Origin of the sequence: Dissulfurimicrobium sp., assembly GCF_049968175.1 — a bacterium.
Classification (GTDB): Bacteria; Desulfobacterota; Dissulfuribacteria; order Dissulfuribacterales; family Sh68; genus Dissulfurimicrobium; species Dissulfurimicrobium hydrothermale.
In genome coordinates this window covers 17332-27513 of sequence record NZ_JBMFRG010000027.1, presented here as the reverse complement: position 1 = coordinate 27513, position 10182 = coordinate 17332, and the positions used below count along the sequence as shown (strand labels likewise).

Here is a 10182-nt window from a genome sequence, read left to right as displayed (position 1 = left end):
CCGCCTAAAAAAACTGTTTCCCGCACACCGGCCATGTGCTATCCTCGCCTTCTTAAGAGACAATGGAGGTGAGAAGGCATGGAAAAACAAGTAGCCATTTATAGGACACCTTTGAAACGTCTGATGAGGATCAGGGCGGTCCTGAGGGCGCGGGTACTAGACGCCTTCCTGGTCACATCCCCGGAAAACCGCCGTTATTTGAGTGGATTTACAGCGGAAGACGCTGCAATAAACGAATCGTCGGGTGCACTCTTTATTACGCCCGCTGAGGCCGTAGTGCTTACCGACGGCCGCTATGGGGCCCAGGCGGGGCTTGATTGCCCTGGCTGGCGGGTGTTTATATATCAAAAAGGCCTTAAAGAGGCCGTTAAGAGGTTGACTGACGGGACCAAGGTCAAGAGGGTTGCCTACGAACCTGAATATATTACCTGTGCAGGCCTCGACTCCTTAAAAAAGACCTGCCCACAAATCGACTTTGTACCTCTTCAAGGCAGGATAGAGACGATGCGGGCTGTTAAATCGCCGGAAGAGCTTGGGTTCATAAAGGCGGCGATCTCTGCGGCTGAAGATGTATTTGAAGAGATTTCCAGCTCCATACGCCCGGGCATGACCGAAAAAGAAATCGCCTTGCGCATTGTTGAAGGCCTTTCAAGGCGTGCAGACGGCCCGTCATTCCCCCCGATCGTGGCCTCCGGCCCGAACGGGGCGCTTCCACATGCAATCCCTGCAGAAAGACCGATACGCGAAGGCGAGCCCATTATTATAGACATGGGGGCGAGGCTAGACGGTTATTCATCCGACATGACACGGACGATATTTATCGGACAGCCACGGCCGCCCTTTAAAGAGATATACAAGATGGTGAGAAAGGCCCAGATAGCGGCACAAGACACGATCAGGGCGGGCATGGCGGCAAACGCGGTCGACAAGACGGCCCGCGACATAATAAATGCAGCAGGTTATGGCCAGATGTTCAACCATTCCCTCGGCCACGGCATAGGTCTTGCGGTCCATGAGGCCCCGGTCCTGTCACCGAGGGCCAAGAAGACCTTAAAACCTGGCATGGTGGTGACCATCGAACCGGGCATATACCTTCCAGGTCAAGGCGGGGTCAGGCTTGAAAACATGGTCTATGTAGAAGAGAGGGGCAGACTGGTCTTGAGCAGAGACGAATGGTTCTATGACTTTTAATTCAAGACGCTAGATCGCACATGACCGACAAAGACCAGGGGCGACACAATCCATTTAAAGAATTGAGTCTTACCGAGCATCTCGCCGAGCTGAGACGCCGCATAGTAGTATCACTTATCGCCGTCGCTATATGTTCAACACTGTCTTACGCCTTCATAGAACCTATATTCGCCGTGCTTGCGAGGCCGATCGAGGCAGTGCTACCGCCAGGAACGTCACTTATATTCACCTCATACCCTGAAGCGTTCTTTATATATCTAAAGCTCGCCATCACGTGCGGCGTCTTCCTTGCAAGCCCGATTATTATCTATGAGATATGGGCATTCGTGGTCCCAGGTCTCTATGAACATGAAAAACGCCTCGCTCTGCCATTCGTCCTCCTCTCAACCGCATTCTTTGTTGGAGGGGGGCTGTTCGGCTACTTTGTGGCCTTCCCGACGGCCTTCAAGTTTCTGGCAAGCTACGGCAATAAGTACCTGCGTCTCATGCCCAATGTAAGCGAGTACTTCAGCCTTACGATCCATCTGCTCATAGGCTTCGGGATCGCCTTTGAACTGCCCGTCTTTATAGCCCTCCTAGGGGTTGTCGGCATAATAGATGCAAAAATGCTCCAAAGAAACCGCAAGTATGCTATTCTCATAAACTTCATCCTGGCGGCCGTTCTCACCCCGACACCAGATATATTGAACCAATTTATGCTCGCCGTCCCGCTCATGCTGCTCTACGAGATAAGCATCGTCCTTGTCTGGCTCATAGGCAAAAGGGGGCGTTAGTCCCGCCTCATCCGTGGGTCCAGCGCATCCCTCAGCCCTTCGCCCAAGAGATTAAATCCAAGGACCGTGATTAAAATGGCAAGGCCTGGAAATACCGAAAGCCACCAGGCCACATCAAGGTTGTCCTTGCCCTCCGCCAGCATGTTGCCCCAACTGGGTGTAGGCGGCTGTACCCCTATACCGAGAAAACTGAGCGCGCTCTCCGTTAAGATAGCCCCACCGATTCCAAGGGTGGCCGAGACAAGTATCGGGGCTATGGCGTTCGGGAGTATGTGCGAAAAGACTATCCTCATATCTGATGCCCCGGAGAGTCTGGCTGCAAGTACAAAATCGCGCTCTTTAAGCGACAGGAACTCCGCCCGCACGAGACGCGCGACGCCCATCCACCCGGTCAAGCCTATTACAGCCATTATATTGAAAATAGATGGCTCAAGAAAGGCTATCACGGCCATTATTAGAAATATCGCCGGGAAACAGAGCATTATATCCACAAGGCGCATGATAACTACATCGATCAGCCCGCCATAATAACCTGATAACGCCCCAAGGGCCACTCCGATGAGGGTTGAAAGCCCTACGGCCACAATGCCGACGACAAGCGATATCCTGGCGCCATAGATCAACCTCGAAAGACAATCGCGCCCGAGGGTATCCGTACCAAGAAGATGCGCCCTTGAAGGCGGCTCAAGTATGTGCCAGGTGTCTATGGCCTGGGGGTCATAAGGAGATATGACAGAGGAAAAGACAGCTGTGACTGCAAGACATCCAATGATCAGGAGACCGGCCACAGCAAGGGGATTTCTAAAAAAACTGGCCCATAAACCGCGCCTGACGCTGGATGCCTTGCTTTTTGCAGCCCTATCCGCCATGCGCACCGGTCCTTATCCTCGGGTCGGCAAGGCCATAGCCTATATCTGCAAGGAGATTCCCAATGAGCGTAAGGATGGAGACTATCACGAGGTTCCCCATTAGAACCGGGTAATCTCTGGACATGACGCTCGCCCACATGAGCTGACCTATGCCTGGAATGGCGAATATGGACTCAAAGATGACACTTCCACCGATAAGCCCCGGAAGCGACAACCCAAGTATGGTGATCAAGGGCAACAGCGCATTTCTCAAGGCATGCCGATAGATGACCGTCCTTTCTGGCAGGCCTTTTGCCCTTGCCGTCATGATGTAGTCCTGCCTCAGGACCTCGAGCATGGAAGAACGCACGTAACGCGAGATACCTGCGAGCCCGCCAAGGGCCGAGACCAGCACCGGCAGAAAGAGATGCCGCGACCAGTCGACGACCTTTTCAAGGATAGTCATATCCTGATAACCCATAAGGCTGTGAAGGCCGGAGATCGGCAGCCAACCCAACTCCACGCCGAAACACAACATCATGAGCAGGGCCACCCAGAAAGACGGGGCTGCATAAAACAAGAATATGACGACGGTCGTCACTTTGTCGAAGGTCCCGCCCTGCCTCACGGCCGAAGCCACGCCAAGCGGGATGGCGACAAGCAGGATGAGTCCGAGGGAGAGGGTGTTTATAAGTATCGTCACCGGCAGCCTTTCTTTTATCTTCTGCCACACAGGAGCCCGATCCGGCGCAAACGACCTCCCAAGATCGAGATGGGCGAGTCCGTTGAGCCAGCGCCAGTACTGGACGTATATGGGCTTATCGAGGCCGTACTGAACCCTCAGTCTCTCCCGCATCTCCGGGGTCATCTTGGGGTTGAGATCGGCCTGTACACCTATAGGCTCTCCTGGGGCAAGGTGCATGACGATGAACGAAATGACCGTTATCCCGAAAAACGTCGGGACCAGCACAGCCAACCTCTTGATCAAGTATTTCACAACTGCCATATCATCATCCTCATGGCTATCTGGTCATGTATATCTGCTCATTTTTCGGCACCCACCACCTGATGAAATTGTAACTTATGCCCGACGGCGACGGCTCGACCCCTTTGAACCTCTTACTGATAACAGGGAGGGCCATCGGCACGTACAAAAATACATACGGCTGATCGTCTGCCAGTATCTCCTGCACCCGATCATATATCTCTTTCCGCTTTTCCCTGTCAAAGGTGTGCCGGCCCTGCACAAGCAACGTGTCAAGCTCAGGGTTTTTATAGCCGATAAAGTTCAGCTCCTTCGGTCCTGTCTTTGAAGAATGAAATATATCATAGATGTCAGGGTCCTGCCCTGTAGTCCATCCAAGAATGACCGCCTCGAAACGGCGCTTGTCTATAAAGTCATTTATAAGGGCGGTCCATTCGACAGACCTTATCTTCATCTCAATCCCTATCTGCCTAAGACGATATTGAATGATTTGGGCAGTGGCCTCGCGCACGCCGTTTCCCTGATTTGTCAAGACGGTGAAGGAAAACGGGCGGCCGTCCTTGTCAAGTATCCCGTCTCCATCTGTATCCCTCCACCCCGCCTCGGCCAAAAGCCTGCGGGCCTTTGCCGGGTTGTAAGGATAACGCCTGACATTCGGGTTATAGAACCAGGCGTCCGGCTTGTAAGGCCCGGTTGCAGCAACCCCATAGCCCAGAAGCACCCCCCGGATCAGTTCATCCTTGTCTATGGCGTATGCAATCGCCTGGCGCACGCGCCTGTCCTTAAACAACGGAGACCTCAGATTAAAGCCAAGATATGTATATGAAAAAGACAGGTACTTGTATTTTTTAAAATTATTTTTGAAAAATTCCGTCTCTGTCTGTCTTTTATATTGAATCGGGGAGAGGCCCATCCAGTCAAGCCCGCCGCTTTTGAGCTCGAGGAACATGGTGGCCGGATCAGGGATTATGCGCATGAGATAGCGGTCCAAACACGGCCTGCCCTCAAAATAGTCAGGATTCGCCTCAAGGACTATCTTCTCTTGGGTCCTCCATTCCTTGAGCATGAATGGACCGGTCCCAACCGGCTTGCGCGCAAGTGGGCTCTTCGTGATGTCTTTGCCCTCCAAGAGGTGTTTCGGCAGCACCACTATATCGCCCCACGAGCTCAGGGCAGGCGCAAACGGTTCTTTATATGTGACACGGACGGTATAGGGATCAGGCGCCTCAATGGACTTCACCTCCATGAAATCCCCTGCGTATGGGGTCGGTGTCTTGGGATCAGTTATCAGCTTGAATCCGAAGATCACGTCATCGGCGGTAAATGGAACGCCGTCCTGCCACTTCACGCCTTTTCTGAGGTGGAAGGTGATCACGAGACCATCATGCGAGATATCCCACGACTTGGCCAAATCGCCGACAAGGTTCAGGTTTTTATCGTATTTAACAAGCCCGTTATAGACAAAACCGGCTATCTCATGTGAGGTTGCATCTGAGGCAAGCATTGGGATAAGGGTCGAGGCATCCCCTATGGAACCGACGACTATGGTATCCCCATAGTAGGGACACTTGTCCACGGCCAACGCATCCAGGCACATGACGACAATGAACAGGGCTGCAAGAAACAGCAATCCTGAAAGGCGTTTCATATCCACCGCCCCATGGCTACAATCTCTTAAGTCTTGCCTTGAGCGCCTCCACACAATCGTACGGCACACACAACCCGCCCCTGCCTCTTCCTATGGCTATCTGGGGCTTAGCGCTCCCATGATAGTCGCTCCCGCCTGTAGCGACAAGCCCGTATTTGGAGGCGATTGCAAGGCATGTCTTTGTAAAATCCAAGGAATGTTCGCTGTAATAACACTCCATACCGTCCAGGCCTTTCGACGCCAAACGGCCTACCAGCGCATCAAACCCAGCTTCATCCTCGCATGCAAGACTTATGGGATGGGCGAGCACAGCAAGCCCACCGGCCGCATGGATGGCGTCCACGGCCTCTTTGGGCGACAGTATGGACTTAGGTACATAGGCAGACGCACCTTTTTTGAGAAATCTCGCAAAGGCCTCACCTGTCGAGCCTACATACCCATGTCTGACCATCGCCTTTGCGATATGCGGCCTTCCTATCTGACCGCCTCCTGACATATCCTCGAGCTCTTTCAGTGACAAAGGTTTGCCCATTTGGGCAAGGCGCTCAAGGATAAGTGGGTTACGTTTCGCTCTTGCCGCCTGGACCCTTTCAAGCACCTCGTTTAAGGAGGCTGAATCCGCATCGATATAATAGCCTAGCATATGCATATCGCCTTTAGCTATATTGGCATTGACGCTGAGCTCAACCCCCGGCAAGACCTCGATCCCTGCCTTATGGCCGGCCTCTATGGCGCTATCAAGTCCACTAACAGTATCGTGATCCGTAATGGCCACCGCCTTGAGTCCGGCCGCAGCCGCAAGACGTATAAGGTCTTCCGGCCTGTCAGAACCGTCCGACGCAGTAGTATGTGTATGAAGGTCGCAGCATCCGATTGCATCCATTTTCTCCCCCATGTCTTTATCCAAAATGGTCATGATCAGACTGAATAGTCATTCGGCTAAAAGTTGTATTGAAATCGTCAAAAAATTTCTATGCAACCTTCTTTAAAATACCACAAAAATCTTCATGCAGCCGCCTTTTTAGGGTTGACAAAAAATGCACAAAGATATTATAAGAATAAACTATGTAGAAAAGTATTTTACCGAATGATCATTCATTTTTTTTGAATCGCAAGGTTTTTAAGGAGATATCAAGCAGGTTAATTTTTGTTATATTATATTCCATCAAGGAGGGAGAATTAAATGGCAGATGTCAAGAAACATGACACCCCGATGGTCGACGAGCTAAAAAAGGGCCGGTGGCCGAGCTTTGTCGACGACATTGAGCAAAAAGGTCTAAAGGGCAAGCAGGAGTGTCTCGATCTCCTCGGACAGCTCGAGCTATCTTACAAACACAAAGAGACCCACTGGAAACATGGCGGGATCGTCGGCGTGTTCGGCTACGGCGGCGGGGTCATTGGGCGTTACTCAGACGTACCAGAGATGTTCCCAACCATAGCCCACTTTCACACCCTGCGCGTCAATCAACCTGCAAGCAAGTTCTATTCCTCGGCTTATCTCAGAAAACTCTGCGAGATGTGGGACCACAGAGGAAGCGGCATGACCAACCTCCACGGCTCAACAGGAGACCTGATCCTACTTGGCACCAAGACAGATCAGCTCGAGCCCATCTTTTACGATCTTACCCATCAGATGAGTGTGGACCTCGGCGGATCGGGCTCCAACCTCCGCACCCCTGCCTGCTGTATAGGCAAAGCGCGTTGCGAATACTCCTGTATAGACACACAGGCCATCTGTTATGACCTGACACAGACGTATCAGGATGAACTGCACAGGCCGGCCTTCCCCTACAAATACAAGTTCAAGATCTCTGGTTGCGCCAATGACTGCGTGGCCGCCATTGCCAGGTCTGACTGCGCCATCATCGGGACATGGAAAGACGACATCCGCATCGACCAGGCGGCTGTAAAGGCTTATATAGGCGGCGAGCTCAAACCGAATGCCGGGGCACACAGCGACAAAGACTGGGGAAAATTCGACATTCAGAAAGAGGTCATTGATCGCTGCCCGACAAACTGCATGTGGATGGAAGGCGACAAGCTCAAGATAGACAACCGCGAATGCACACGCTGTATGCACTGTATCAACGTTATGCCTGCTGCCCTCCGCCCAGGCACCGATACAGGTGCCACCATACTTCTAGGCGCCAAGGCACCTATCCTCGAAGGCGCCCAGCTTGCCACCCTGGCCATACCATTCATCAGAATGGAGGCCCCTTATGATGAACTAAAAGACTTTATAGGCAAGATATGGGATTGGTGGATGGAGGAAGGCAAAAACCGCGAGCGCTCAGGCGAACTTATCCAGCGCCAGTCCATACAGGAACTGCTGCGCCGTACAGGCCTCAAGGCCATACCGCAGATGGTCAAGGAGCCGCGTTCCAACCCGTATGTCTTCTGGAGTGCAGAAGAGGTCGAAGGTGGATGGAAACGCGACCTTGCGGAATTCCGTAAGAGACATGCAGCATAATTTGATAAGGAGGCGAGACATAGTATGAATGAGTATCTTGAGAAGCAAAAAGAACTGTATGGAGACAATCCGGGGTTTGATATCTCAGAGGCGGTGTCCAAGCCCTACGATAAAGAACTGGCGGGAAAGCTCTATGACCCCAAAAAACCGATGCAAAACCGTATCACAGACATAGGACCGCCGCACTATTTCCAGTTCATGCCGCCGGTTATCCAAAAGAACTACGGCAAATGGAAGGTGCATGAGATAATAGAACCCGGCGTTATTAAATATACAAGCGAGACAGGGGATGTCTGTTTTGCCGTACGTTGCGGATCCGCCCGTCTGATCACCACCGATCTCATAAGAGAAGTGGCCGATATAGCAGACAAATATTGCGACGGTTCGGTCCGCTGGACCACCCGTAACAATATCGAGTTTCATGTGACCTCCGAAGAAAAGCTGCGTGCCCTAAAAGACGACCTTAAGGGTCGCAAATTCCCTGGCGGGTCATACAAGTTCCCGATAGGCGGCACAGGGGCGTGCGTGACCAACATCGTGCACACCCAGGGCTGGGTGCATTGCCATACGCCGGCCATCGATGCATCGGGCGTGGTAAAAGCAGTAATGGATGAGCTCTACGACTACTTCGGCAGCCACAAGCTCCCTGCCCAGGTGAGGATCGCCCTTGCCTGCTGTCTCAATATGTGCGGCGCGGTCCACTGCTCCGATATCGCTATCCTAGGTATCCACCGCAAACCGCCGCTTATTGAAGACGAACGCATCACCGGCGTCTGCGAGATACCTCTTGCCGTTGCAGCCTGCCCTCTCGGTGCCATCAAGCCCGTTACGGTGGAGGTCAATGGTGAGAAGAAAAAGACCGTCAGGGTCAATGAAGAACGCTGCATGTTCTGCGGCAACTGCTACACCATGTGCCCTGCCATGCCGCTTGCAGACGGCCAGGGCGACGGTATTGCAATTTTAGTGGGTGGCAAGATATCAAACCGTATCACCGCCCCGAAATTCTCAAAACTCATCATCCCATATATACCCAATGAGCCGCCGCGTTGGCCGACTACGGTAAAGACGGTAAAACACATCCTTGAAGTCTACGCTGCCAATGCAAATAAATATGAACGGCTGGGTGAATGGGCTGAGAGGATCGGCTGGGAACGCTTCTTTGAGAAATGCGATATCCCGTTCACAGACAAATCAATTGATGATTATCGTTTGGCATACACCACATACCACACAACAACACAGTTCAAGTGGAGTGTGCATACCGATAACCTCTAATAAAAAGGGGGGTACTAAAATGGCAGTAGATAAAGAAGAACTCAAACGGAAACTCGTAGAGTACGCCACAAAAAAAGCTGCATTCAAGTCAAAGATGTATATAAAAGACCTATATGCAGCGATGCCTGAGGCGTCGCCCCGCGAGGTAAAAAACGCGGCAAACGAACTGGTAAGAGAAGGAAAGCTTGAATTCTTCTCGTCAGGGAGCACCGTAATGTATGGAGTGCCTGGCTTCGGCAAGGGAACCGAAGAGGCCTTCGAGTAGAAAAATGGTTGTAGAGGCCGCAAAGACCCTTAAGGGTACCCGCCCTTAAGGGTCTTTTTCATTAAAGGTGCGGCGATATCCTTGAGAGGCCTTCCAAAGAAAAAATCCATGACGGTCGCCTCTATTCCGAAAAACTCAATAAATTCCCTGCGGAAGGTGTTGTCAAGGTCTATTTTTTCATCGATCTTATACAGGGCGGCACTGCCCCCTAACGGGATCGTCGAGGTAAACAATTCAATGAATGCCGCTGCTGAGAATCTCGCCTCATAGGAAGATATGACCTCATAAAGAAACGATCCTTCTGGTATGACCGCACTTCTTGAGAGTACATCGTGCATAAATAATCTTATAGAATCCTCTGGATGCCAACACTTTAAGACTCGACACTCCAGGGGACGGTTTTCATAGATATTGCACGCCTTGGCCGCAGGATCGAAGAATTTGCAGGCCCACGAGCCAGGTACACCCTTTATCTTCACCAATTCTATCGGAGTCTGAACTATAATACCTTTAACTGGATCACGTATTGGCTCACCTGCCCTTATAGTAAAAAGATCTCCTGGTTGCAGTACACCGTCATTAAGAAGGCAGACATCTTCTTGATGAAGGGTCGGACCGCCCTTTATACAGCACTGACCGCAGCGGATACATGATGTCCTGATGTTATCGCCGTTCATTCATCATCGCGCGCCTTGCATTTGACGATTTTTGCTTAGCCATCGTATAA

At 51.7% G+C, this 10182-nt stretch carries 10 protein-coding genes; 5 read left to right on the top strand and 5 right to left on the bottom strand.

Features of this window, described 5'->3' with window-relative positions:
- The first annotated feature begins 78 nt into the window (after positions 1 to 78).
- Together ACP5SG_RS05065 and tatC are read left to right on the top strand one after the other, a co-directional pair.
- The gene (locus ACP5SG_RS05065) at positions 79 to 1191 is read left to right on the top strand and encodes a M24 family metallopeptidase (RefSeq protein ID WP_237888817.1); all 1113 of its coding nucleotides are present in this window, start codon (positions 79 to 81) and stop codon (positions 1189 to 1191) included.
- A gap of 20 nt (positions 1192 to 1211) precedes the next feature.
- The gene (gene tatC / locus ACP5SG_RS05060) at positions 1212 to 1964 is read left to right on the top strand and encodes a twin-arginine translocase subunit TatC (RefSeq protein WP_424661535.1); all 753 of its coding nucleotides are present in this window, start codon (positions 1212 to 1214) and stop codon (positions 1962 to 1964) included.
- Here the strand turns inward: tatC and ACP5SG_RS05055 are convergent.
- The 4 genes from ACP5SG_RS05055 to ACP5SG_RS05040 are packed head-to-tail and all read right to left on the bottom strand — an operon-like array spanning position 1961 to position 6328.
- On the bottom strand, positions 1961 to 2833 hold the full coding sequence (locus ACP5SG_RS05055) for an ABC transporter permease (RefSeq protein WP_237889799.1): 873 nt from the start codon (positions 2831 to 2833) through the stop codon (positions 1961 to 1963). The two genes, tatC and ACP5SG_RS05055, sit on opposite strands and share 4 nt — an antisense overlap.
- Entirely contained in the window at positions 2823 to 3818 is a 996-nt protein-coding gene (locus ACP5SG_RS05050) for an ABC transporter permease (RefSeq protein ID WP_237888819.1), read from the bottom strand. The genes ACP5SG_RS05055 and ACP5SG_RS05050 overlap by 11 nt, the downstream gene beginning before the upstream one ends.
- Before the next feature lie 16 nt (positions 3819 to 3834).
- On the bottom strand, positions 3835 to 5445 hold the full coding sequence (locus ACP5SG_RS05045; RefSeq protein ID WP_428122550.1) for a peptide-binding protein: 1611 nt from the start codon (positions 5443 to 5445) through the stop codon (positions 3835 to 3837).
- A gap of 16 nt (positions 5446 to 5461) precedes the next feature.
- Entirely contained in the window at positions 5462 to 6328 is an 867-nt protein-coding gene (locus tag ACP5SG_RS05040; RefSeq protein WP_237888821.1) for a PHP domain-containing protein, read from the bottom strand.
- Between the two features lie 300 nt (positions 6329 to 6628).
- On the opposite strand from ACP5SG_RS05040, the gene dsrA reads away from it, so the two are divergent.
- The 3 genes from dsrA (at position 6629) to ACP5SG_RS05025 (ending at position 9455) form a co-directional block, all read left to right on the top strand.
- The gene (gene dsrA / locus ACP5SG_RS05035) at positions 6629 to 7915 is read left to right on the top strand and encodes a dissimilatory-type sulfite reductase subunit alpha (RefSeq protein WP_424661537.1); all 1287 of its coding nucleotides are present in this window, start codon (positions 6629 to 6631) and stop codon (positions 7913 to 7915) included.
- Positions 7916 to 8065: 150 nt separating this feature from the next.
- Positions 8066 to 9190: a dissimilatory-type sulfite reductase subunit beta gene (gene dsrB, locus ACP5SG_RS05030; RefSeq protein WP_428122561.1), complete on the top strand. Its 1125-nt coding sequence runs from the start codon at positions 8066 to 8068 to the stop codon at positions 9188 to 9190.
- A 19-nt stretch (positions 9191 to 9209) separates the two neighbouring features.
- Positions 9210 to 9455, top strand: coding sequence for a dissimilatory sulfite reductase D family protein (locus ACP5SG_RS05025; RefSeq protein WP_237888823.1), 246 nt, complete (start codon positions 9210 to 9212; stop codon positions 9453 to 9455).
- A 29-nt stretch (positions 9456 to 9484) separates the two neighbouring features.
- Here the strand turns inward: ACP5SG_RS05025 and ACP5SG_RS05020 are convergent, their stop codons facing one another.
- Positions 9485 to 10132 (bottom strand): YkgJ family cysteine cluster protein, encoded by a 648-nt coding sequence (locus tag ACP5SG_RS05020; RefSeq protein ID WP_237888824.1) that lies wholly within the window; start codon positions 10130 to 10132, stop codon positions 9485 to 9487.
- Positions 10133 to 10182: the final 50 nt, after the last annotated feature.

Bases quoted from the DNA above. Each gene is read 5' to 3' on its own strand.
- ACP5SG_RS05055 (WP_237889799.1), bottom strand. From the start codon at position 2,833: ATGGCGGATAGGGCTGCAAAAAGCAAGGCATCCAGCGTCAGGCGCGGT.
- dsrB (WP_428122561.1), top strand. From the start codon at position 8,066: ATGCAAAACCGTATCACAGACATAGGACCGCCGCACTATTTCCAGTTC.
- ACP5SG_RS05045 (WP_428122550.1), bottom strand. From the start codon at position 5,445: ATGAAACGCCTTTCAGGATTGCTGTTTCTTGCAGCCCTGTTCATTGTC.
- ACP5SG_RS05040 (WP_237888821.1), bottom strand. From the start codon at position 6,328: ATGGATGCAATCGGATGCTGCGACCTTCATACACATACTACTGCGTCG.
- tatC (WP_424661535.1), top strand. From the start codon at position 1,212: ATGACCGACAAAGACCAGGGGCGACACAATCCATTTAAAGAATTGAGT.
- ACP5SG_RS05065 (WP_237888817.1), top strand. From the start codon at position 79: ATGGAAAAACAAGTAGCCATTTATAGGACACCTTTGAAACGTCTGATG.
- ACP5SG_RS05020 (WP_237888824.1), bottom strand. From the start codon at position 10,132: ATGAACGGCGATAACATCAGGACATCATGTATCCGCTGCGGTCAGTGC.
- ACP5SG_RS05050 (WP_237888819.1), bottom strand. From the start codon at position 3,818: ATGGCAGTTGTGAAATACTTGATCAAGAGGTTGGCTGTGCTGGTCCCG.
- ACP5SG_RS05025 (WP_237888823.1), top strand. From the start codon at position 9,210: ATGGCAGTAGATAAAGAAGAACTCAAACGGAAACTCGTAGAGTACGCC.
- dsrA (WP_424661537.1), top strand. From the start codon at position 6,629: ATGGCAGATGTCAAGAAACATGACACCCCGATGGTCGACGAGCTAAAA.